Annotated in this window: 18 protein-coding genes; 3 read left to right on the top strand and 15 right to left on the bottom strand. The window is 44.4% G+C overall.

Annotated elements, in window-relative coordinates; all coding sequences use genetic code 11:
• Window positions 1–11: 11 nt before the first annotated feature.
• From ACO1R6_RS08350 to ACO1R6_RS08305, 10 genes are all read right to left on the bottom strand, one after another.
• The gene (locus tag ACO1R6_RS08350) at window positions 12–533 is read right to left on the bottom strand and encodes a DinB family protein (RefSeq protein ID WP_486263842.1); all 522 of its coding nucleotides are present in this window, start codon (window positions 531–533) and stop codon (window positions 12–14) included.
• Window positions 534–672: 139 nt separating this feature from the next.
• Window positions 673–1,773 (bottom strand): vWA domain-containing protein, encoded by a 1,101-nt coding sequence (locus tag ACO1R6_RS08345; protein ID WP_486263840.1) that lies wholly within the window; start codon window positions 1,771–1,773, stop codon window positions 673–675.
• A gap of 508 nt (window positions 1,774–2,281) precedes the next feature.
• Window positions 2,282–4,177 (bottom strand): amidophosphoribosyltransferase, encoded by a 1,896-nt coding sequence (locus tag ACO1R6_RS08340; RefSeq protein WP_486263839.1) that lies wholly within the window; start codon window positions 4,175–4,177, stop codon window positions 2,282–2,284.
• Between the two features lie 5 nt (window positions 4,178–4,182).
• Entirely contained in the window at window positions 4,183–5,703 is a 1,521-nt protein-coding gene (locus tag ACO1R6_RS08335; RefSeq protein WP_486263837.1) for an NADH-quinone oxidoreductase subunit N, read from the bottom strand.
• Between the two features lie 41 nt (window positions 5,704–5,744).
• Window positions 5,745–7,448, bottom strand: coding sequence for a complex I subunit 4 family protein (locus tag ACO1R6_RS08330; RefSeq protein WP_486263836.1), 1,704 nt, complete (start codon window positions 7,446–7,448; stop codon window positions 5,745–5,747).
• Between the two features lie 35 nt (window positions 7,449–7,483).
• Window positions 7,484–9,670, bottom strand: coding sequence for an NADH-quinone oxidoreductase subunit L (gene nuoL / locus ACO1R6_RS08325; RefSeq protein WP_486263834.1), 2,187 nt, complete (start codon window positions 9,668–9,670; stop codon window positions 7,484–7,486).
• Between the two features lie 7 nt (window positions 9,671–9,677).
• A complete protein-coding gene (gene nuoK, locus ACO1R6_RS08320; protein ID WP_486263832.1) occupies window positions 9,678–9,995 on the bottom strand; it encodes an NADH-quinone oxidoreductase subunit NuoK in 318 nt (105 codons plus the stop codon).
• Window positions 9,988–10,512, bottom strand: a complete 525-nt coding sequence (locus ACO1R6_RS08315) for an NADH-quinone oxidoreductase subunit J family protein (protein ID WP_486263831.1) — start codon at window positions 10,510–10,512, stop codon at window positions 9,988–9,990. The genes nuoK and ACO1R6_RS08315 overlap by 8 nt, the downstream gene beginning before the upstream one ends.
• A gap of 147 nt (window positions 10,513–10,659) precedes the next feature.
• Window positions 10,660–11,271 (bottom strand): 4Fe-4S binding protein, encoded by a 612-nt coding sequence (locus tag ACO1R6_RS08310; RefSeq protein ID WP_486263829.1) that lies wholly within the window; start codon window positions 11,269–11,271, stop codon window positions 10,660–10,662.
• A gap of 3 nt (window positions 11,272–11,274) precedes the next feature.
• Window positions 11,275–12,378 carry a complex I subunit 1/NuoH family protein gene (locus tag ACO1R6_RS08305; RefSeq protein ID WP_486263828.1) on the bottom strand — a complete coding sequence of 368 codons (1,104 nt, stop codon included), beginning with the start codon at window positions 12,376–12,378 and terminating at the stop codon, window positions 11,275–11,277.
• Between the two features lie 381 nt (window positions 12,379–12,759).
• Between ACO1R6_RS08305 and ACO1R6_RS08300 the strand changes: the two genes are divergently transcribed.
• A complete protein-coding gene (locus tag ACO1R6_RS08300; protein ID WP_486263826.1) occupies window positions 12,760–13,188 on the top strand; it encodes an META domain-containing protein in 429 nt (142 codons plus the stop codon).
• A 259-nt stretch (window positions 13,189–13,447) separates the two neighbouring features.
• On the opposite strand, the gene ACO1R6_RS08295 is transcribed toward ACO1R6_RS08300, so the two are convergent.
• Window positions 13,448–15,187, bottom strand: a complete 1,740-nt coding sequence (locus ACO1R6_RS08295) for a phytanoyl-CoA dioxygenase family protein (protein WP_486263824.1) — start codon at window positions 15,185–15,187, stop codon at window positions 13,448–13,450.
• A gap of 98 nt (window positions 15,188–15,285) precedes the next feature.
• On the opposite strand from ACO1R6_RS08295, the gene ACO1R6_RS08290 reads away from it, so the two are divergent.
• Together ACO1R6_RS08290 and ACO1R6_RS08285 are read left to right on the top strand one after the other, a co-directional pair.
• The gene (locus ACO1R6_RS08290; protein ID WP_486263823.1) at window positions 15,286–16,062 is read left to right on the top strand and encodes a nucleotidyltransferase domain-containing protein; all 777 of its coding nucleotides are present in this window, start codon (window positions 15,286–15,288) and stop codon (window positions 16,060–16,062) included.
• Complete coding sequence (locus tag ACO1R6_RS08285; protein ID WP_486263821.1) at window positions 16,038–17,102, top strand: nucleotidyltransferase domain-containing protein; 1,065 nt, start codon at window positions 16,038–16,040, stop codon at window positions 17,100–17,102. Before ACO1R6_RS08290 ends, ACO1R6_RS08285 begins: the two co-directional genes overlap by 25 nt.
• A gap of 864 nt (window positions 17,103–17,966) precedes the next feature.
• Here the strand turns inward: ACO1R6_RS08285 and ACO1R6_RS08280 are convergent.
• From ACO1R6_RS08280 to ACO1R6_RS08265, 4 genes are all read right to left on the bottom strand, one after another.
• Window positions 17,967–20,405 carry a TonB-dependent receptor gene (locus tag ACO1R6_RS08280; RefSeq protein WP_486263819.1) on the bottom strand — a complete coding sequence of 813 codons (2,439 nt, stop codon included), beginning with the start codon at window positions 20,403–20,405 and terminating at the stop codon, window positions 17,967–17,969.
• A 41-nt stretch (window positions 20,406–20,446) separates the two neighbouring features.
• A complete protein-coding gene (locus ACO1R6_RS08275; RefSeq protein ID WP_486263817.1) occupies window positions 20,447–20,590 on the bottom strand; it encodes a hypothetical protein in 144 nt (47 codons plus the stop codon).
• A 227-nt stretch (window positions 20,591–20,817) separates the two neighbouring features.
• On the bottom strand, window positions 20,818–23,412 hold the full coding sequence (locus ACO1R6_RS08270) for a DUF4132 domain-containing protein (protein WP_486263815.1): 2,595 nt from the start codon (window positions 23,410–23,412) through the stop codon (window positions 20,818–20,820).
• Window positions 23,413–23,415: 3 nt separating this feature from the next.
• Window positions 23,416–23,712 (bottom strand): hypothetical protein (locus ACO1R6_RS08265; protein ID WP_486263813.1); only part of this gene is annotated, 297 nt, incomplete at its 5' end.

The following is a 23,712-nucleotide window of genomic DNA, read 5'->3' as shown; positions in this document are numbered from 1 at the left end:
AAACCTATTGCTTAATTATTCTCAATTTTCAGACTGTTTCCTTCTTCTAATTCTTCGCCGGCCAATTTTGCTTCGTTTAAGATTTTCTTTATCAGGGAGATTTGGCCCAAGTGGTAATGCACATGTTCAATAATACCGGCTAAGTTCCGGTAATAATTTCCGTATTGGGAGTCAGCAAATGGCGTAAATAATTTCTCTTCATCTAATTTTTCGATTTCCGCGGCCAATAATTCTGCTTCTGTAAAGGTTTGGTTTAATAGGTTTTGCCAATCGGTAGCAGCGGTTATAGGGGGCAAATCAAAACTAAACTTATCTTTAGCCGTTAAGGGCTTTCCTTGTAATACCCCCAAAACAGCATGCCCATAATAATTTAGGTGGTAAACCAAAACCGCAATGGTATTTAGGTTATATACCTGGGTAATAGCTTGCTGCCAGTTTACGTCGGCTAAGGTGTCTTTAACGTTAACCGCAGTCCAGTTACCGCCAAAATAAACGTCGCGCAAATTTTTTGCTAATTGGTTAGTTAAAGCCATACGTTATATTTAATAAACACCTACTGCTCACATAAGTTTGGTAGTTTTCCAAAGCTATATTACTTTCAGATTTTATGCGGTTAGCTTCCGGAAAGTAATGCCATATAAACCCCATAACACCACTCGCCTTTATTTTTAACTAAAAAGTTTTGCGGCGGTTCCGGCTGTAATCCTGGAAAATTAAATGCCCTAAACCTTTCAGGCTGCTGTAATAGGCTTTGCCATTATTTACCGTGGTAAATTCATCTACAAATTGTTTCAGGTAAGGGTCCGAAGCAATCATAAAAGTAGTAATGGGTATTTTTATACGCCGGCACTGGGCGGCCAGGTTCAGGGTTTTGTTTACTACTTTCCGGTCGAGGCCAAAACTGTTTTTGTAATAATGTAAACCTTCTTTCAGGCAGGTTGGCTTGCCGTCGGTAATCATAAATATTTGCTTATTGCCGGTTTTGCGTTTACGCAAAATATCCATGGCCAACTCCAGCCCCGCTACTGTATTGGTATGGTAAGGACCTACCTGCAGATACGGCAAATCTTTAATGTTTATTTGCCAGGCATCGTTACCAAAAACAATAATATCCAAGGTGTCTTTCGGGTACTTTTGGGTAACCAGTTCGGCCAGAGCCATGGCTACTTTTTTGGCTGGCGTAATGCGGTCTTCGCCGTACAATATCATCGAGTGCGAAATATCAATCATCAGCACCGTAGAGGTCTGGGTTTTGTGTTCGCGCTCATTTACTTCCAAATCCTGTTCGGTCAGGAAAAAATCGCCTAAGCCGTGGTTTAGCTGCGCGTTCCGGATAGAATCGGTCATGGCAATTTGCTCCAGGGTATCGCCAAACTGAAACTCGCGGCGGTCGGTAGTGGCTTCATCGCCCTGACCGGTGTGCGGGGTAGCATGATTGCCTTTACCAGATTTCTTCAGCTTCCCAAATATTTCTTCGAGGGCGCTGCGCCGTACGTTCAATTCGCTTTTAGAAGTCAGGTTAAACGAGCCTTTTTGCTGTTCATTTTCATCGATATACCCTTTGGCTTTCAGGTCTTCGATAAAGTTGCCCATGCCGTACTCGTCATTGGTAAGGTTGTATTGCTTATCCAAAGAATTCATCCACGACAACGCTTCGCCTACATCGCCAGACGTAATTACAATTAGCTGCATGAATATTTTCAGCAACGACTCAAACCCGGTTTTATCGTCTTCGGGTGGTATATAATCAGTAAATCTATATCCTAAGGCCATATTGGGTACATATTAAATAAAAACAATTTAGTTTAAAGAAATTACTTGCCGGGCAGGAATGTGGTTTTTAGCTTTTCAAAATCGCGCCGGTAAACCATTTCAACTTTTAATACCAAAAAGAGTTAAAACTATACGGCAAAAGATTTGGTCCGGACATCCGTTTACGCCATAGGCCAAGTACAGTTAATTTTAGTATACAGGTGAGGATTGCATTTAAATAAACAAACGTAAAAGCATAAAGTTTAGTCAGCGTCTCTTTAATTTTTCAGCCGCTTAGCGTTTTATACTATTAAATTAATACCGTTTAAAGTCCAAAGCAATAAAAAAGCCTAAATTCTACCTGGGTTGCTACTAACTACATTGCCAGTAGCCGGTAAATTATAGTCTGTTTATTGTTTACGAGGCTGCTCCTGGCTACTGTTGCTGTAACCCAACAGAGGCAGACAGTGCATTTGATAAAAAAAGGCCTGCTTTGGGCAGGCCTTTAAAACAAAATATTAATACAAAACTAATACGCCCGCACTTCTTTGCGTTCCATAAAGTTCATAAACGCACGGTTAACCACTTTTATACCGCCCGGTGTGGGGTAATTACCGGTAAAATACCAGTCGCCGGTGTGGTTAGGGCAAGCCTGGTGCAGGTTTTCTATGGTTTGGAAAATAACTTCTACTTCGGCATTTACCTCCGGGGCTTTTACAATTTCGCTAACCTTGGCCGATATTTCTTCGGGGGTAAATAAATCGTAAAGCTCTTTTACAAAGTTTGTCCGTTTAAACTCAGAGCGCGTTTCGTAGGCTCTGCATTTGTCGTATACTTCTTCCAGTTTATAATCCAGGCCGCGGTCTTCGAGTAACTGCAACATGGCCCGGAAAGCTACAAATTCTTTTAACCGCGACATATCAATGCCGTAGCAATCGGGGTAGCGGATTTGCGGAGCGCACGATACTACAATAATTTTTTTCGGTTCCAGGCGATCCAGCATCCGGATAATACTTTTCTCGAGGGTAGTACCCCGCACAATCGAATCATCGATCATTACAATGGTATCTACGCCTTTTTTGATGACCTCGTAGGTGGTGTCGTATACGTGCGCTACTAAGTCGTTGCGGTTGTCGTTGTCGGTAATAAAGGTGCGCATTTTGGCATCTTTAATTACCAGCTTTTCGGCACGGGGCTTTAGGGCCAGAATCCGTTCCAATTCTTCATCCGATTTAATGCCTTCCTGAATGGCCCGTCGGCGGTAATCGCGCAGGTGGTCTTCAATGCCTTGCATTAACCCCAGCCAGGCGGTTTCGGCGGTATTCGGAATATACGAAAATACGGTGTTTTTCAGGTCGTAATCTACGGCTTTCAGGATTTGTTCGCATAAAAGCTGACCCATATTTTTCCGTTCCTGGTAAATTTCCGGGTCGTTGCCCCGGGAGAAATAAATGCGTTCGAAACTGCAGGACGTTTTTTCGGCTTCGGGTAATATTTCGAGTTCGCGGGAACCGCCATTTTTATTTATAATGAGTGCGTGGCCCGGGGTAATTTCCTGAATATCTTTGTAATCAACCCCAAACGCCGTTTTAATAGCGGGTTTTTCCGAAGCTACCACTACCACTTCCTCATCAATATAATAATAAGCCGGCCGAATACCGTGCGGATCGCGTACTACAAAAGACGCCCCGTAACCGGTTAAACCTACCATGGCGTAGCCGCCATCAAAGTCTTTACAGGCCCGGCGCAATACGCGTTGCACGTTCAGGTTATCTTCAATAAGTTGGGTAATCTGGGTGTTGGTGTAGTAAGATTTCTTGTAATGTTCGAAAAGATCCTGGTTTTCTTCGTCCAGGAAGTGTCCCATTTTCTCCAGCACGGTTATCGTATCGCTGGTATGGCGCGGGTGCTGCCCTATTTCTACCAAGGCCTGGAATAATTCATCGGCATTGGTCATGTTAAAATTACCCGCTACCGCTAAACTGCGGCTCCGCCAGTTATTTTCCCGGACAAAAGGATGGCAATTATCGATGCTGTTAATGCCGTGGGTACCGTAACGCAGGTGGCCCAGGTAAACATCGCCCAGAAAAGGCATGTGCCGTTGCAGCCAGTCTGTATCCTGTACTTCTTTGGGATTATGCTTTTTAAGTTTAGCGTAGGTATCTGATATTTTAACAAAAATATCGTTGATGGCCCGGTTTTTTACCGATCGGTAACGCGAAATATATTCGGTACCGGGTTGGGCATTAATTTTAATACTGGCCACCCCGGCTCCGTCCTGGCCCCGGTTGTGTTGTTTTTCCATTAACAGGTACAGCTTGTTTATGCCGTACATGGCGGTACCGTATTTTTCTACGTAATACTGAAGGGGCTTCCGGAGCCGGATTAGGGCAATGCCGCATTCGTGTTTAATTGCGTCACTCATAATATTTATTTCGAATAAAGAACAACTTGCTGTATCAGCTCCGTAAGCCAAACCGGCTGGAAAAAGAATAAAAGCAAGGGAAAAACCAACAAGGCCAAAACAATATTGTCCTTTCTTAGCACAACCTTTTCAGAGGCACTAAAATTCCTTTTGAAGAAAAGGAAATAAGGAATCCGGATGTAGTAAAAGAAAGCCACACCAGTTAGCAGCAATCCTGCCAACAGGAGCACGAGTAACATCTGGCTGCCGGTAGCAGTGTAATTTTGCCAGATGTTGGTAAACAGTAATAATTTACCGGTAAAGCCGGCCGTAGGTGGCAGGCCGGTAAGCGAGATTAATATGATAATGGCCAGTACGCCCAAAACCGGGTAACTTTTGCCGTAGCCTGCCAAACCCTTAAGATCAAAAATCTGCAGTTTTTCTTCCAGCACCTGCACCAACAGAAAAATGCTAAAATTCATAAACAGCAAAACCGAGAGGTAAAATAATACCGCCTCAATGGCATTAGTAGCCAATGCCGCCAATGCCGCCAGGATAAACCCGGCGTGTGCCACCGACGAATACGCCAGCAACCGCCGGGCCCGGGTTTGCCAAAGCGCCGTAAAGTTGCCAATGACCAAGGTAAGCAATGCAATGCCGCCCACCAGCAAAATTAAATCTTGCTGTAAATCGGCGGCCAGGTAAGTTTTAACCTGAAATAAAAACCGGATAATTACCACAAAACCGGCAATTTTAGGAGCCGTCGAGAAAAAAGCCACTACGGGCGTGGGCGCGCCTTCGTACACATCGGGTGCCCAGAAATGAAAGGGCGCCGCTGCTACTTTAAACAAAAAGCCGGAAAAAGTTAACAGAAAAACTGCCAGAAAAAGCGGACTGTTGAGCAGACTTAAATTGGTCCAGAAAACCGGTTGGGTAAAACCAAGGCTGCCGCCAAAGCCGTACAAAAACGACATGCCGTAAAGCATAATTCCCGACGAAAGCGTGCCGTACAAAATATATTTTAGCCCGGACTCAATGGCACTGCGCTGCTTTTTTAAAACGGTGGTTAACAGGTAAGAAGCAATAGAAACCAGCTCCAATGCTACAAACAACATCAGCAAATTTACCGATTTGGCCATCAGGTTTAAACCGGCCAGTAATATCAGCAAGTAAGCATAATATTCGCCGGTGCCTGCCTGATCGGTTTTAAATTGCCGGCTAAGTAATGATAATACAATGGTTAAGATGCCAGCCAGAGAAAACAAAAGGCCGGCAAAACTTGCCAGCCCATCGGTTATTAGAAGCCCCGTAAAGAATACCTTTGCCGGTTGAGCCGAAATATTATGCAGGGCATAATACTGACAAATAAAAGCCAGTAGCATGCCGGCCAAAGCTACAAACGGCAGCATGCCCTTAAACCTTTTAAAAAGATCCAGCCCAACCAGCAGCAGGCCACAAATAATTAAAATGATTTCGGGCCACAAAAAGGCAAAACCGTTCTGGATATCGGTTAAAGAAGCTATCAACGATTGCGCCGGCGTTTTCACGGGTGCAAAGTTACGACATTACTTTAATTCCGGCGAAATATTTATTTAGCAGAATTTAAAACTTGCTGCACAAAATAACTTAAATCGGGGCTGATTTTATTTAGCAGCAAATTAGGAAACAATCCAAAAACCAGCACCAATACTGCCAGAGGCACCAGCAAAAGGTATTCCCGTAAAGTCAGATCGGTCATGCTGGTTTTTTCGGCCAGGTCGGGGTGTACCCATTTTTTCCCGAAAAACATGCGCTGTAAGGCCCAAAGGTAATACGCTGCGCCCAGCAGCAATCCGCCGGTTGCCACAATAGCCAGCCACCGGGGCAACATACCCGAAACCGCCGAGGAGGCAAAAGCGCCTAGTAAAACCAGTATTTCGGCAATAAAACCAGAGAAACCCGGCAAACCCAAGGAGGCAAAGAAAGCCACTACTACCAGGGCCGTAAAGGCCGGCATGGAGAAAGCCAAACCCCGGAAATTGCTAATTTGCCTACTGCCCGAGCGGTCGTAAATAACCCCGGTAATAATAAAGAGCATGGCCGAAATTAAGCCGTGGCTAAACATCTGGTACATGGCCCCATTGGAACCTTCGGCGGTAAGCGAAGCCAGCCCCAGCAATACAAACCCCATGTGCGACACCGAAGAGTAGGCAATCAGTTTTTTCAAATCCGACATAGCCAGGGCACACATGGCGCCGTAAATAATTGAAAACACGCCAATAAACCCGACCAAATACGCATAGTAAACCGCCCCGTCCGGAAATATGGGATACACTACCCGAAACAGGCCGTAACCCCCTACTTTTAAAAGCAAGCTGGCCAGCAATACCGAAATAGGCGTAGGTGCTTCTACGTGGGCATCGGGTAACCAGGTATGCACCGGTACCACCGGCAGCTTTATGGCAAAACCCGCAAACAGCAAAAGAAAAGCCAGCAGCCTAATAGGTAAACCCCACAATTGCTTCTCCGACAGGGTATGTAAAATACTACCGGGAATAAAATTAGCAGCATCCGACATAGCCGGTATTGAGAAGGTATGTACCATATCCTCCTGCTTTAGTTTATTAGTGGCTACTAGTTGTTGCACTTGTTTTACCACAGCAGGAGTAGCTTGGCTAGAATCAGTTATAAGACTTTGGGTTCTTATTGCCGTAGCCACCGGATCTACAACCGAGGTATACAACCCTATCATCACAATTAATATAAACAGCGAGCCAATGAGGGTATAAATAAAAAATTTAATGGCCGCATATTCGCGCCGCGGCCCGCCCCATATCCCGATCAGGAAATACATGGGCAGGAGCATAAATTCGAAGAAGAGGTAGAATAAAAATAAATCGAGGGCCAGAAAACAACCCATTACGCTCCCTACCAACAGCAGGTACAAGGCAAAATAGCCCTTAATATTCTTAGAAATAGTCCAGGAAGATATTACCCCGATAAAACCAATCAGGCCGGTTAAAATAACCATACTCAGGCTGATACCATCTACCCCCACAAAATACTGGATTTGCAGCAGGCCCAGGCTTTGCAGGTTCAGGTTTATCCAGTTTAATTTTTCTACCAACTGATACCCCTGGCCTGGAGCAGCGGCATTAAAAGAAAAATATAGTACCACCGATAGAACCAGCTGCAAACCGGTAGCGAGTAAGGCCACGGATTTTATTCCGTTTTTGAACCGCCCGGGTAACGCCAACACTACTAGTACCGCCAGTAAAGGAATAAAAATCAGGCTACTTAAAATATAATCCATTTTTTAGGTTGCGCCCGCCGGTTTTTGCCGGGAGTTTAGCTTGCAAGTATATATATAACCAATAATATTAACCCCAACAGGGAAAAGATATAGTACGACTGTATTTTGCCGGTTTGCATTACACGGCCCAGTTTACCTACCAAACCAGCCAGCCACACTACCAGGTGCACGGTTCCGTCTACTACTTTCCGGTCGAGCCAGCCAATTATCTTGGCCAGAATAACCATGGCTTTGCCAAAAGTATTTACCCCATAATCTATAAAATGCCGGTCGGCGGCAGCTATCCCAACAGATAATTGCAGAAAAGGCCGGATAAATAACTTTTCGTAAACCGCATCGAGGTAAAAATGATTTTGGGCCAATCGGGCAAAACCAGTTACCGGGCTAGTAGTTTGCGTCAGCTTTTGGTCCGTTAAGGCTTTAACATAAACCCGCCAGCCTAAGGCTATACCCGCTACAGCTAATAAAACCGAGCCGAAAGCCGTAAGTAAAGAGATATAGGTTATATGGGGCAAATTGGCGGCTAAGCGGCCTAATAAATTGCTAGCCAAACCGGCATTATTTTGACTTAAAGTTTGCCAGCTTAAGCCGGGCAGCAGCCAGGTATGGTTGTAGTGCAACGGATTAAGCGAAAAGAAAAAAGCCAGCGACAACACCGATAATATACCAACCGGCAGCATCAGTAAACGAGAGGCTTCGCGGGTTTTACTTTTCCGGATTAATTCGGGCTCCCGGAAAAGCCGGGGTTGCCCCCAGAATATATAAAAGCAATGGCGCGCCATGTAAAATCCCGTCAGGAAAACTGAGCCAAATCCCAGTGCCGGAATTAAATAATAAATCAGGTTACCGCCCTTACTTTGTAAACTGGCCCAGGCCCAGGCTCCGGTCAGGATAGCATCTTTAGACAAAAATCCGGAAAATAAGGGCAACCCGATTAAAGCCGCAGCGGCCGGCAAATAGGTATAAAAAGTAACCGGCAATATTTTGCGTAAACCGCCCATGTTCCGGATATCCTGCACATCTGAATATTCATCGGACAGTTCGTGGGCAGCATGGTGTAAAGCATGAATTACAATACCGGCATTCAGGAACAAAGCGGCTTTAAAAAAGGCGTGGGTTACCAGGTGCAACAGGGCCGCATCGTGGGCCCCTACGCCCATACCCATAACCATATACCCCAACTGCGAAATAGTTGAGAAAGCCAGTATTTTTTTTATATCGTACTGGGCAGTTGCCGCCAATGCACCCAACAGGGCAGTTAAAGCCCCAATTATGGCAATAATTAATAAGGCATCTTCGGTGAAAAAAGGATAGCAACGCGAAAGTAAATAAACCCCGGCGGCCACCATGGTTGCCGCGTGAATAAGCGAAGAAACCGGCGTAGGGCCTTCCATGGCATCGGGTAACCACACCTGCAACGGAAATTGTGCCGATTTGCCCACACAACCGCAAAACAAACCCAAACCCGCCAAAGTGAGCAAAAAAGCACTTAAAGTTAGTGGTTCGGTAAGGCCGGTTACGGCCGGAAATACAACTGCCCCACCCTGGCTAAAACTACCGGCAAAAGCACTTTTCAATTCGGTTAAACTAAACGTACCAAAATAGGTGTAGAGCAAAAATATACCCAGTAAAAACCCAATATCGCCGACCCGGTTAAACAAAAAGGCTTTTTTAGCGGCCAGCCCGGCAGCATCTCTTTCGTACCAAAAACCAATCAGCAAGTACGACGAAAAGCCCACCAACTCCCAGAAAATAAACAGCAACAATAAATTATCGGCCAGTACAATGCCCAGCATGCTAAAGGTAAATATACCCAGGTAAGCAAAATAATGGCGGTAACGCCACTCGCCGCGCATGTAAATAACCGAAAACACCTGCACCAGCAACGAAATAAACGTAACAATTACCAGCATCAGCACCGCCAGGTTATCGAGGTAAATGCCAACGGTAAAAGCAAATTTGGCACTGCTCTGGGAAAGCGAAAACCAGGTATAAACCGCGTGTACAACGCCTTTTTCCCAAACCTGGCTAAATAAATACAAAGCCAGCACAAAAGCCCCACTGGTAGCCGCCATGGCCAGCCAATCGCCGCGCCGGGGCATTTTTTTACCAACCAGTAACAACAGCAGCCCCGCCAGCAAAGGCAACAGCAAGACCAATCCGGCTCCCCAGAGTAGGCTGTTTTGTTCCGAAGAAATAAAAGTGGCGGCAGTTTGTTTCAAAACTAAATTATTCGTCGGTTTCGGTCCGGACCTGGTCCAGGTTTACCGTTTTAAAATATTTATAAACTTTTAATACAATGGCCAGCGCAACCGCCGATTCGGCCGCCGCAATAACCATTACAAAAAGCGAGAATATTTGCCCGGCCATTAATTCGGGCTGGTGGCGGTTAAACGCTACCAAGTTTATGTTGGCCGCGTTAAAAATTAACTCAATCCCCATAAGCACCACAATGGCGTGGCGCTTGGTAATAACCGCCAGAATACCCAGGCAGAACAGCACTGCGCCTAAGAGCAAAACAGGTATCAGCGGAATCGTATTAGTCATTTTTTTCTTCGGTACTGATAAAAGCCGCTCCCATTAAAGCAATTAATAAAATCAGAGAGGCTACTTCAAACGGCAGGGCAAAGTTAGTAATCAGCCGGATACCAATAGTAATAATACTGGTTTTTGTACTGTCGGGCGTAGCTACTACCGCAGTATTGGTTGCATCGGGCAAATATGGAGCATTTAAAATCAGGTAAACAAACCCAACCAACAGCATCAGAGCCACCAAACCGCCGCTCCATTTATTCACCGACTCGGATTGTACTGCCCGGCCCTGTACCTGGTTACTCAGCATTACGCCAAACAAAATTAATACCAGCACCCCACCCACGTAAATCATGAGCTGGGCAACGGCCACAAAATCGGCCAGCAGCAAAACAAAAATAGCTGCTACCGAGAGCAAGGTCACGAGTAAACCAAAGGCGGCATACAGCACATTTTTAGTAGCTATAATAAATGCCGCCGCGGCTACCGCCAGAAAACCGAATAAGTAAAAAAAGATGAGAACCGGGCTCATTAAGTAAATGGCTAATTTGTTAAGGTGCTAATGTGCTGATTTGATAATTAATGGCAATGGCTTCTAATTTTTTAAACTAATTTTTATCTAATAAACAGTTTAGCTTTTTTATCCAATGTCTTAATCGGTTTTAAAAATTACCGATTTTTATTTACCAGCTTGTTTGGCCTGCATGGCGGCGGCTTTGGCTTCGGCTATCTGGGCTTGCTGTTTTTCCAGGAGTTGTTTTTTCTCCTGGGCTTCGGCCGGCGATAAATCGGTAAAATGGTAAATCATATTTTTAACATCCGTTTCCGGGTAATCAAACACCTTGGTCATGGTTAAGCAGTCGGTGGGGCAAACGGTGGTACACAAGCCGCAGTAACAACATTTGGCCATATCAATGTTAAATACGCCGGCATACAACCGCTTTTTGGTACCATCGGAGGTAACGCCAATATCTTCGGTAGCTTTAATGGCATCTATTTCGATACAATTTACCGGGCATATTTTCGCGCACAGGTCGCAGACAATGCAATCGTCTATTTCGTTATGCAGGCGGTAACGCCCCACTTCGGGCACCGGAATGGCTTCGTACGGATAAGTAAGCGTTACCAGGCCTTCGGGCTGTTTAAAGTAGTTGGGGTCGCTTACGTAAACCGGTTCCCGCCGCTTATTTGCCCGAAAAAAATGCTGCAGGGTGAGTTTCATGCCTTTAAGCAGGGCTCCTACCACCGCAAAAAAACCGTGGTTGTATTTCTTAACGGTATATTTTTTCATGTATTAAATCATCCATAAACGCCAGAGGCCGCATAACAATACCAGCAGCAACATAATGGGCGTAAAAATTTTCCAGCACAGGTGCATCAATTGGTCTACGCGCATCCGGGGATACGTCCACCGTATCCAGATTTGGGTGTAAAGCAAAAGAACAACTTTACCTAATAACCAAAACGCGCCCCAAAGGTTACCCGACCACGCTCCTGGCGTACCGGTAGTCCAGGTGGCCAGTGCTGCCGGCCCCATATTGGGCAAAGGCGTATTCCAGCTTCCTAAAAACAAAACCACTGCCACCAAACAAACCAGCACCATCATTGAGTATTCGGCCAGAAACAAAGCGGCAAACCGGAAACCGGAATATTCTACGTGAAAACCCGCCACCAACTCCGATTCGGCTTCCGGAATATCAAAAGGTGCCCGGTTACACTCGGCCAGCGACGAAATAAAATAAATAACAAAGGCCACAAACAAAAATGGCATGCGCACAATATTCCAGGTAGTAATGCCGCCAATTGCGGTTACATCCAGGTTTAAAGCGGCCAGACCAAATAAATAATTCGTTTCTTTTTCGAGGCCGGCAAATTGGTTCATTAAAATGCCCTGCTGAAAACTGATTTCCTGTAAATCGAGGCTCTGGCAAATCATGACCACGCACAAAACCGCTAAGCCGGCCGGAATTTCGTAAGAAACAATTTGCCCCACCGACCGCATGGCACCCAACACGGCGTATTTATTATTAGAGCCCCAGCCCGCCATCAGCAAACCAATTACATCTAAAGAAATAATGGCCAATAAATAAAATACGCCTACGTAAGCGCCCGACGAGATGACTGAAGGCGTAACCGGTATTACGGCAAAGCCCGCCAGTACGGCGGCAAACATAACAATGGGCGCGTAAGCAAAAAGCTTTTTGTCGGCGGCAAACGGAATAATATCTTCTTTCTGCAGCAGTTTTACCACATCCATCACCGATTGCAATAAACCGTGCGGACCGGTTTCGGTTGGGCCCAGGCGGTCCTGGATAAAAGCCGCTACCTTGCGTTCGGCGTAAGCCGTTACAATAACAATAGCGAGCAAAAATACCAGGCACAGGATTAAGGCAATCATAAACAATCTGGAAACTAGCGGGCAAAGTTATTTAGTTCTGGTAAATAAAACAGAATAAGCCATTTTAAATGCGTAAAAATTAATATAAAGCATTTAGAAGTTGCTAAATTTTGTCTAAACTAAGCAATCAATCCGGAAGGTGGCGATAAAGGCAAATGCGTTTGCTTACTGCCTTTATCCAATAAGGCTTAAAACAATTTTTAATTAACTTCCAAAGTTTAATCCTGCTCTACCTACAAGCACGCAAAAAGTATAAGTGGGTATTAAAGCAAGGTTGCCGGCTTTTAGGTCTAGGCCTGTTTTATCTTTTATCTGGGTTGCAACTTAATTGTAATAATCGGGTCTTCATAAAGGGCACCGTAACATAAAACTATATTAACCATGAAATTATATTTTTTAATTGTATTTCTTTTAGTAACAACTTTAGTAAGTTGTTACAAGGAAGAAGTAAATCTTTATTCCGGAAGTTGGAAATTAGTGCAGATTGAAACTTTACGCGGAGAAAATTTAAAGGAAAGAATTACCATTGAGAAGCCGGTAAACTTGAAAGGGGATGTGGTACTTAATTTTAAGGAGAATAATTTTGAGCAGTATACTGGCAATACGCCTACTAACACCTTCTTGGGGGCATTTTCTATTACAAGCGAGAACGAATTGAAGGTTATTTCTTTTGCCCTGATTACAAAAGTTGCAGAAACACCCTGGGGTCAAGAATTTACCAGCCGGATAGATAAAGTGAACAGGTACCAGTTATCCGGAAATTCGCTTATACTGATGACCAATACCGACAAATTAATTTTTAAAAAATAGAATATTCATAGCTAACTGCCGTGCAATATAAATAAGCCGTAAATATTTATGTGGCAATATGGGTTTAAGAACTCGCACTAGCCGCTTAGTTAAACGGGCAATATTGTTTCTGTTTCTCATAAAGAAAACCTCCCGGAAGCCTTTCTTTTATGTTCTGCTTGCGAAATAAACCAACACTCTTTTAAAATCACTACTCCAGTTTTAAAGCGGACGTTTTTACCCAAGCGCCAAGGGTATTTACCGCTTGTTCAATTTGTATTTATAAGTTCTCCCGCTCCAGCCAATCTAAGGTATCGGGCAGTTCCTGGTTGTTAAATTCCAGGTGAATAACCCGGCGGTGTTTGTCGTTTTCGGTTTTAGCAGAAGCGTGCAAGGTTAACGGCTTAAGTAAATGCACCCCACCTTTTTTTATTTTACACGTTTTTATTTCGGCCTGTTCGCACAGTTCGGCAATTTCAGTATCGGTTAAAATCCGGTAGTGCGATTTGGGAATAATCCGGAGGGCGCCATTCTGCTCGTCGGTATCATCTAAATGAATGCGCACGGTGTAAGCACTTTGGATATATGCTTCGGGTGGCACCACACTGTTTAAATTGGCTTTATGCGTCCAGCTCCGGAACCCGTCGGTTTCTATTTTAGCTGTTACATTAATGGGTACATCCTGGTGCCAGGTTACGTACCAGTTAGATTGCGGCGGTTTATCGAAATAAATGGCTTTGGTTAAAAAATAATCTTTCCCGAAACCTTCTTTTACCAAGGTACACAGGTTGGCGTTAAATAATACCGCTTTCAGGGCCGGAATAGCTTTTAACAAACACCGAATGGAAAATAAATTTTCGGTGCGCGGAAAGCGGGCTGGGTCTTGGGTAGCCCGGCTAATAAGGGCAAGCAGGTGATTTACTTCTTTACTCGTGTAAATATTTTCCAACACCGCGTAGCCGCGCCGTTTAAGTTTACCCATGTTGTCGCCGAGCTCTACCAGCCGCAATTCTTTTTCGTACAATTCGGTGGTGTTGCGGGCTTTATCGTAAATGCGGCGTTTCAGCCGTTCGGGTTTTAACACTTTCAGGCAATCGCCAAAACCCAATATTTCGCGTTCCAATTCAAAATTTAGCTGTAGCTGCAAAGAAATAATAATGCCGTTGCCGGTTCTTTCGAGTAATTGCTGCGAGTGGTGAATGGGTTTGGTTAACACGTAGGGCGCATTTTCGCGGTTAATAAACAAAACCACTTCTTCGGGTAAATCATTGGGCGCTACTGTAACGCCCACCACATCTTTAAAATATTCGCTCAGGTTAAGCGCCGTATTGGGAATATAGCTTTCTTCAGCCTCCACCACGGCATTAATCCGGTCCAGGGCCAGGGTTACAATGGGTTGACTTTTGTAACGGGTACCCAACACAAACCAGCGGTTGCGGTACTCTTTCAACAAATACGGATGAAAGGTAAATGTATTCGCTTCGCGGGCTTTAAAAGACTGGTAAGTTAACGTTAAGGCTTTCTTTTTCAAGATAGCCTGATAAACGGTATCGATAAATTCCAGGCCTTTCAGGTGCTCGTTTTTTTCCAGGTCAATAACGGGCGCTTGCTTTGTTTTAGCGGTATGAATGCGATCTTCGAGCCGTTGCACCATGCCGTTAAGCTCACTAAAATGCGTAAATCCTTTAAACTGGCGCAATATTTCTACTACCTCGGTCAGTTTACCCAAGTCCTGGTCGGTTAACGGAATATTGGTAATGGAGTAATCGGGGTCTTCGTAGGCGTAATATTTTTTATCGATAACCACAATGGGCGCATTGTAGCCCAGCTTTTCGCTCCGCATCATTTGTAAATCCATCTGAATAGATCGCCGGCTCACGCCTTTGTCAATGCCTTCGTACTCGTACAAGGCTTCGGAACAGGCTTCTATTAAATCATCCAGTGTCCATTTGCGGTATTTGTTGCGCAAACAGTTATCGATGGTGCGGTAACGGATTAGGGCATTGCGGTTAACGGGCATAGTGGTAAAGGATGAGATGCTAATTTATAAACTTTTCCCTGCTACGCAAAAACACTGCGCAGCACCCGTATACCTTTACGCCCGATATACCTACATGCATGGAAAAGCTAATTAAAGAAAAACTGCGGGAAGTAGAAAAATCCTTTGGGATAGAAATTTTACTCGCTTGTGAAACCGGTAGCCGGGCCTGGGGCTTTCCGTCGCCGGACAGCGATTACGATGTGCGTTTTATTTACCGCCACCCGCCAAACTGGTACCTTTCCATCGACGACCGCAAAGACACCCTGGAATATTTACACGGCGACCTGGATTTGGTGGGTTGGGATATCCGGAAATGCCTGAAGTTGCTGCGTAAATCCAATGCGGCTATGTTTGAGCGCCTACAATCGCCGATTATTTATTTGGCGCAAACCGATTTCCGGGAACAACTACGTCAATCAGCCCCCGAATATTTTTCGGCCAGGGCCGGGTTGCACCATTACCTGGGCATGGCTCATAATTATTATAAAGCTTGCGCCCCGGCGCTGGCGGTTAAACTCAAAAGTTATTTTTACCTTTTCCGGACCGCCCTGGCCAGCCGCTGGATTGCAGAAAATAAAACGATTCCGCCGCTGGCTTTCCGGGACTTACTGGCGCTGGTACCCGAAATAGAAATACAAAAGAAAATAAACGAACTGCTGCACGTAAAAGCTACCGTAAACGAAACGTACCTGCACCCCAAAGAACCCGAACTGGAACTTTATATGTACCAGATTATAGTTGATTGTACCGAGAGAGCCCAGGCCTTTACGCCGCACCAAGGCGATACCGAAAACTTAAATAAATTATTCCGGAATATTATACAACAGCCATGGCCCTTACCCTTAACGACCTGAAAAACCAAAACCTATTGCTGTTCGAGTGCATTAGCGGCAGCAAAGCGTACGGGCTAAATACGGCTACTTCCGATACCGACATCCGGGGCGTGTTTGTGCTGCCGCAAAACGAATATTACGGTTTACACTACGTAGAACAAATCAGCAATGTCAGCAACGATGTGGTGTATTACGAACTGAAACGGTTTGTAGAACTGCTGGCCCGCAACAATCCCAATATGCTGGAACTGCTCAACATGCCGCCCGATTGCATTTTGTACCAGCACCCGTTGTATGACCGCTTTCAGCCTGAATTATTTTTATCGCGTTTGTGCCAAACAACTTTTGCCGGTTACGCCCTTACGCAGGTAAAAAAAGCCAAAGGCCTGAACAAGAAAATCGTGAACCCCGTGGAGCCGCAGCGCAAAAGTGTACTGGATTTTTGTTACGTGGCGCAGGGCCAGGGAGCCGTGCCGTTGCTCTATTTCTTAAAAGAAAAAGAAATAAAACCAACTGCCTGTGGTTTAGCTAAAATTCCGCACATGCCCGATGTTTACGGTTTGTATTACCACCCCGGCCTTACCTTTAAAGGCATTATTTCTAACGAAAACGCCAACGATGTTGCTTTGAGTTCTATTCCGAAAGGTTTGGCACCGCTGGTGATAATGTCGTTTAATAAAAACGGGTATTCTACGTATTGCAAAGAATACAAAGAATATTGGGCCTGGGTAGAAAAACGCAACGATGCCCGTTACCAGAACACCTTATCGCACGGCAAAAACTACGACGCCAAAAACCTGATGCACACGTTCCGGTTACTGGCCATGGCCGAAGAAATTGCCCGCGAAAACCAGGTAAAAGGACGGCGGCCTGACCGCGATTTCTTACTGCAAATTCGGGGCGGCGCATTTGAATACCAGGAACTGGTAGCCATGGCCGAAACCCGGATTGCCCAAATGGACGCGCTGTATACCCAATCTGGTTTACCCGAAACGCCGGATTTAGAAAAGATTAACCAAACTCTAATCGATGTCCGGAAAGAATTTTATCGAATAATATAATATGTTACGGCAGGCACCAAATAACCAACAAGCCCATGCCTTTTAATCTTGACCCCAAAAGAGGTAAAGAAACCTGCAACAGGTTAACCAAAAGCATTGGTTAAATCCAAATTACAACAATTTGGGCAATACCTTTATTCTCAAACCTACCGTAAATTTAGCCCTAACCTAACTGGTAGTTATAAATTATGCCAAATAGTAACCCAGCTCTGGTATAAGTTAAATCCGGCAGGTTTTAAAACCTGCCGGGTTTATACGGGTATTGATTCCGCCGTGTCAGGTGTTATCACCTGACACTTCCCAGCGATGGTCTAAATAAGGCAATAGCTCATCCACGATATTATCTAAACCTTGCCAAAGTTATTAGTTGCGTGAGAAGAGGCTATCCGGAAAAGTGTCAGGTGATAACACCTGACACGGCAAAAAAACTTATGTCAAATAGCAAACTGACTCTACTATAAGTCAAATCCGGCAGGTTTTAAAAACCTGCCGGATTTATACGGGTATTGGTTCATTGGATACCTTCTATAGAAGCAACTAAATACTAAGTGGTATTACAATAAGCTTTATAAATATATACCGGAGATTATTAAATCTTATAGAAAAACGCTAATTAAGCGCAAATAACAGCAGTTTGGGCAATGAGGGCCTTTGGGAAGATTATCTTCTAAGATTCCGGTGCGCAGCATTGCGAGGTATGAGCAAAGGAAGGCTTAATCGCCCGAATGACCAAACGGGCCCCTACGGTCGGGAGAGAACTTAGGCTATTACTCACCGTTAGCACCGATACCGCCCAAGACAAAACTTCTAAACAAACCGTAGGAAAGCCGGCTTAATCCATCTTTCTTATTTCACTCAAACTCATTACCGCCCACCTTTATCATCATTGCTAATCTTTTTACTTTGCTTGCCGCCCGCCGTCATTTGCCCGAAACGCCACTCAAAAGTTAAGCGTACCGAGCGGTTTATAAACATAGAGCGGGCATCAGACACAAACGTAGGGGCCGACTGGGTACGGGTTTGGCGCACGCCGCGGGTAAACGGATTGTTCAGGCCCAGATTCAGGCTGGCTTTTTTGTCCCAGAATTCTTTTTTAAGCGCCATGCCGTACCAGTAAAAACCCGAGTTTACGCCTTGTAAGCTAATCCAGCCGGAATTGAAATTACCATTGGCCTGCACCGAATAATTTTTAGGCAGTTTATAAGAGGTATTCATATTTAAGTTCCAGACCCAACCGTTGTTACGCTGGTTCAGGCCAGAACTGGCCAAGTCTACGTAACGCAAATTGCCGCCGCCGCTCAAATTCCAGTTTTTATTGGGCTGGCCCGATACGTTCAGGTTTAAGCCGTAAACTTTGCGTTGGGCAATATTTTGCGGTTTAAAAATCGATACGCCTTCTTCGTTAACCGTTCCCAGGTACTCAATGGCATTATCGGTGTAGTTCCAGTACAGCGCCGTATTTACCGATAAGTTTTTCTTTGTGCTCAGGCTGTAAGAAAATTCGGTGGCGTGGTTTAGTTCAGGGTTCAGGTAAGGATTACCGGTGGTTTGGTTCAGGGTGTCGGTGCGGTTTACCCAGGGGTTCAGGTACCACACCAGCGGCCGCTGAATGCGTTGGGTATAACTCAGTTTTAAGGTATGCGGCCCAAAACCTTTCGAAACGGTAACGCTCGGAATCAAATTAACATACTGGTCTTTAATCTTTGATTCGTCGGAAGAATTATTTAAAAAGCGGCCCGAGATATCGGTTTTCTCCAGGCGCGCGCCGGCACTAATGCGCCATTTCTTTTTGTTTTCGAAACGCAACGACGTATAACCCGAATACACCCGTTGGAAATATTCAAATTCGTTCGATAAGGTTGGATTAAAAATAAGCGGCGCATCAATGCTGGCGGCTTCTTCTACTTCGTACTCGCTGCCAATATCGCGTCGAATGCCTTTTATGCCAATTTCCAGTTTTACGGTAGCGGTGTCGCGGCGACCCGAAAATTTAAATGGGTGGGTGTAATCAGTTTGGACCGTGTACTCTTTGTTGCGGCTGTAATTGTTGCTGTGCTGCCTAAAGGTAATTACATTGTCGTCGGTATAAGTGTCGCTGTCGTAGAAATAATTATCGGGCATGCGGCTAAACTGCCCCAGTATGGCCAGCTCCTGCTCGGGCTTTTTAAAGGTTTTGGTATAGCCCAAATCTAACTGACCGTTGCCGTAGGGGTTATAAAATTTACTCTGGTTCCGGAAAGCAGCCAGTTCGGCGCCGCTGGGGCTCCGCAACCAGGTGCGCTGGGTACGGTCGTTGGGGTAATAGCCGCCCCACACATTGGCCGCAAAATTTACCCGGCTCGTTGAGTCTATGTCGTAATCCAGGCTCATTTCGCCGTAGCCGCCGGTGCCGGTGTTGTCGGCGTTGTTGCGCTGCGTTAAAATATTTACCGGCAGGCCGTTTTGCAGATTGGTACGCGTAACCTCGTCTTCCCACAAGTTGCGGTATTGGTACCCGTTCGCCGACATCGAAAATCCAATCTTCTTTTTCCGGTAGTTCAGGCTGGTGCCCAGGCCACGGTTAAAATTACCCGCCGTTACATTGGTAGAGCCGCTAAAGCCCTGCAAACCTTTTTTGGTAATAATATTAATTACCCCCGCCGAGCCTTCGGCATCGTACTTGGCGCCGGGGCTGGTAATTACTTCAATGCTTTTAATGGTATTGGCGGGCATCTGGCGCAGGGCATCGGCCAGGTTGCGGGCCATCATGGCCGAGGGTTTGCCGTTTACCAAAACCCGGATGTTGCTGTTACCCCGCATTTGCACGTTGCCGTCTAAGTCTACAGTTAGAGTGGGCACCTTGCGCAGTACATCGGCGGCGGTGCCACCCGCGTTCGAAATATCTTTTTCGGCGTTGTATACCAGCCGGTCGCCTTTGTCTTCTACCAGGGCTTTCTGGCCGGTTACGTCTACGGCGCCCAGCATTTTGGCCTGCGTGCTTAAAGGTATATGGCCCAGGGCCAGCGTGGGTTTATCGGGAGTAAGGTTTACCGGAATTTTTTTGGCCCGGTACCCGATAAATGTAAGCTCCAGGGTAAAACTACCTAAAGGCAAGTTGGGCAATTCAAAAGCCCCGGTGCCGTCGGCGGTGGTGCCGGTAATAATTTTAGCGCCCTCTTTTAGCGCTACGGTTACGTAGGGCACTGGTTTGGTGGAAAGGGAATCGGTGGTAAGGCCGCTAATTTTGCCGGGCTTTTCGGTTTGGGCCGCAGCGTTGCCCACCAGTACCAGGAGCAGCAACAAAAAGGTAAAAAGGTTTTTCATAGTTTATGGCGGATGTTTATTTGATGCTTGTACCTGGTAAATCATGCTTGCCCATCGGCAGCAACTTTTTGCTGCCCTACCCTTCTGGTTTTCTGCCCGGTTAAAATAAAGATGCCGAACCGCTTAGATGCGTTGCCTGGCCGTCGGGTTATTTTTATACCCGGAATGCCCGGAACACTCTGCATTTTATAAATGGTTACAAACCAAAATTGCCACTACGTTACGCAAACTAAAAACCCGCTCCGTGAAAAGCCACAAAAAGCGGACGAAAGCCCCGGTAAACAGGGTGAAATGTCAGAATATTGGATTTAAAAATTTGAGGGAATAGAATAACAGATATAGAGACGGATTAAATCAAAAAGCCCTTACTAATTATTACTAGCAAGGGCTTTTAGGTTTTACAGCAATATTGTTATTTCCTTAAAATCTGGGAAGTTATAGAGGAATCTGTAATTTTATCATCATCGGCTAACAGGAAAGCTTTACTTAAAATAACCGAAAGGCCTGTATCACCTTCAAACGGTAGAAACACATTGTCAGCAATATTCTTCTTACTCCTATCTGGTACAATACACAAATATTGATCGTTGGGCTCCATAAGAATATTGGTACTTCCCAAATGGATTTTGTAAGTACGATATTTACCATTTACAATCAAAAATTTATCCTGGATACGAGCCACTTTCGCTATCTTCAATCGCGGTATTAAACCTCCTAAAATTTCTTTACGGGTTTTAGCCACCTCGCTTAGCTCACCGAAGGAGTAAGATTGCCAATAATCCCGAAAGGGAAGCAAACCACCTGTGTCCTGCCAACTTGGATCATTGCCGACTGAAGCAACACCTACAAATAAATCAACATCCCGCATCACTTCCGAAAAAGGAACCACCGGCACATCAACCATTTGTACAACATTATTAGTTTGATAATCTACAAACCGCACCTGATCGGTTGAAACATAATACCAAATACCAGTATCATTAAAAGCATCATCGGCATTTACTTCATTTACCCAAAATTCGGCACGCAAACCATAATCGGGTAAGAGAATTGAGGCGGCTTCATTATATCGACCGTCGTCGTAGGCACCTAATAAAGAATATTTCCAGCCTCTGATTTTTGCTAATGAATTAAACTGATGTTGTTTAATCAGGTGGGCCGCCATCCGGTTGCTGTAGGTACGGGTGTTAATTTCCGCATCGGTAAGCAGGTAAACTTCACGGTAAGCTTGTTTAAATGGTTGTAATATTTTATGCGTTAACATAAAGTCCCGCCAAGCTCTTATTTCGGCTACACTTGTTAAAGCCGGATGCCAAAGCTCTACCTTAAATTCCGGACCTGGCTCAAACAGCTTGTTCTGCGGAGTTACCCAATTTTGATTTAAGTAAAAAGCATTGATTGCTATTTCTCCATTTGTAAAACGCCAGATTAATCGTTCAGCCAGGAACGACATTAATCCGTGTGATAAATAATTTTGCTTAAAATATTCCCACGAAACGCTTCTAGTAGCTTTAAACTGACGGTCCAGCCGATCTCGTTGGGCACTTAGTGTTTGCTCAATTTGCTTAGCTGTTTCTTTAATTTCTTTTAAAAGCTCAGGATGCTTTTCTTTTGCTACTGCTGGAGCTGTTTTCTGCGGTGTACCGTCTGGTTTAAACCACTTAAGTTCGGTTTTACCAACAGCCACAATTTCCAACTTAGCGGTATACCCTTCTATTTCATACGTTCTGGCACCATTGGTTAAACCAAATTCATCTACGGCCAGATCTTCTATTTCGTGCACCGAAACACCTTGTTCTTTAGCTGCTTCTTGTAAATATTTTTGAATAAGTGTTTGGGTATTATTTTGTTTAATGCGCAGTTTGAGGCGTGATAACTGGGCAATACCTTCCATCCCTGTTGTTTTAGATAAAACAAAAAGGCAGGCATTTCCTAATCCTGCGGCAACTGGGCCAACGCCTGGTAACTTCTGGTAAGAGCGCTCAGCCAAAGCAGCTAAGGTTTTGATCATTACTGAATCTTGGACATTCAGGCTCATCCAAACTAATCCTTTGAGAGACTCATTATTAGGTCCACCTAAAAAGGTATTATTCGTATATAGGTTGCCCATCTCATCAGTACTCTTAAAAAATGGCCCACTTTTAGTTTCTTTTACTTCACTTAAAAATTTAAACCATATCAAAATCACAGCTTTAAATTTTTCTTGCCCTAACTCCAGAACCAAATTTTTACCATCATTCATAAACTTATTGGTTGGTTTTGCGCCTGTGGCAGTTTGGGCTTTCGCCAGAATTTTATACCATAATATCTGCTCGCTTGGTGGTAAATTTTGAATAGTTTTATTCCCATATTCTGCAAAAACATCCTTTCCTAGAAACTTTTGGGGTTTCACCACCTCCATTCCATTTTCAGAAAGGTGTAGTATATCATCTATTTTCGAGGAAATTTTTGCTTTTTCTTTTTCGTAATAGAGATCATTTGCAGCATTTACTTCCGCTTTAATTCCTTCTAGTACCTCTTTTAATGACGCAGAAAATTCGCCTTCCTTCTTAATTTTTTGTATTTGGTTCAGAAATAAATTAATAGGCCAAATATTAAAAAAAGTTGAATAAGGTTGTTTATACACTAAAAATGCCTTTCCTAATTCAACACAATCACTTTCCGTAAGAGTTAGTTTAGTTTTAAATAGATGGTTAAGAATGCTGGTCCTAAGGCTAAAAAATTGGCAACCAATATCATCAGATGCGTACGAACTTCTCCCATTTTTCCATTCGCTCGATTTCCGTATGCAATCAAGCATAAACTCAACCTTTTCATCTGCTGGCAAAGGCAAAATTTGGTCGGTGAATACTTTTAAAGTATTAGGCTTATCTCCAAAATTATAACGAACACCATTTTTTTTTACTTCTTCTAATCTAGCTTCTTCTAAAATGGTGTCAAACTTATTATTAGACTCAACATTTGGCTCACCAGTCATAACCTTTTTTACAAAATCTAATAAGTCCATATCTCAACCTCCTACCAATGGTGTTAGTTTAACAAAACTAATCGCTGTATCGCTGCTCACTAGCACTTCTTCCTCAAGGGTTTCAGCCTGCTTATTATCAATAAGAACAAAATAGCCATTATTATAAAATGCATCTAAAGCTACATAAACCTGCTTTTCCGCATCAATCTTGGTTTTATTCCTGGTCCGGTAACCATTTATAGTAATTTCAGCGTCTGTTGGCTGAACCAGCCCTTTAAAAAACTCAGGTGTTTTAGTATTGTAAGCCTCTACTTCCGCTAAAACACGCGCTTCAATTAT

The sequence above is a fragment of the Adhaeribacter sp. genome, assembly GCF_057359045.1.
Note: the sequence above shows the minus strand (reverse complement) of the source record. Positions and strands in the feature narration are given on the sequence as shown.

Coding starts and splice junctions, on each gene's coding strand:
- ACO1R6_RS08280 (WP_486263819.1), bottom strand. CDS start 20,405: ATGAAAAACCTTTTTACCTTTTTGTTGCTGCTCCTGGTACTGGTGGGC.
- ACO1R6_RS08310 (WP_486263829.1), bottom strand. CDS start 11,271: ATGAAAAAATATACCGTTAAGAAATACAACCACGGTTTTTTTGCGGTG.
- ACO1R6_RS08305 (WP_486263828.1), bottom strand. CDS start 12,378: ATGATTGCCTTAATCCTGTGCCTGGTATTTTTGCTCGCTATTGTTATT.
- ACO1R6_RS08270 (WP_486263815.1), bottom strand. CDS start 23,412: ATGGACTTATTAGATTTTGTAAAAAAGGTTATGACTGGTGAGCCAAAT.
- ACO1R6_RS08345 (WP_486263840.1), bottom strand. CDS start 1,773: ATGGCCTTAGGATATAGATTTACTGATTATATACCACCCGAAGACGAT.
- ACO1R6_RS08285 (WP_486263821.1), top strand. CDS start 16,038: ATGGCCCTTACCCTTAACGACCTGAAAAACCAAAACCTATTGCTGTTC.
- nuoK (WP_486263832.1), bottom strand. CDS start 9,995: ATGACTAATACGATTCCGCTGATACCTGTTTTGCTCTTAGGCGCAGTG.
- ACO1R6_RS08330 (WP_486263836.1), bottom strand. CDS start 7,448: ATGGATTATATTTTAAGTAGCCTGATTTTTATTCCTTTACTGGCGGTA.
- ACO1R6_RS08275 (WP_486263817.1), bottom strand. CDS start 20,590: ATGCAGAGTGTTCCGGGCATTCCGGGTATAAAAATAACCCGACGGCCA.
- ACO1R6_RS08300 (WP_486263826.1), top strand. CDS start 12,760: ATGAAATTATATTTTTTAATTGTATTTCTTTTAGTAACAACTTTAGTA.
- ACO1R6_RS08340 (WP_486263839.1), bottom strand. CDS start 4,177: ATGAGTGACGCAATTAAACACGAATGCGGCATTGCCCTAATCCGGCTC.
- ACO1R6_RS08315 (WP_486263831.1), bottom strand. CDS start 10,512: ATGAGCCCGGTTCTCATCTTTTTTTACTTATTCGGTTTTCTGGCGGTA.
- ACO1R6_RS08350 (WP_486263842.1), bottom strand. CDS start 533: ATGGCTTTAACTAACCAATTAGCAAAAAATTTGCGCGACGTTTATTTT.
- ACO1R6_RS08290 (WP_486263823.1), top strand. CDS start 15,286: ATGGAAAAGCTAATTAAAGAAAAACTGCGGGAAGTAGAAAAATCCTTT.
- ACO1R6_RS08295 (WP_486263824.1), bottom strand. CDS start 15,187: ATGCCCGTTAACCGCAATGCCCTAATCCGTTACCGCACCATCGATAAC.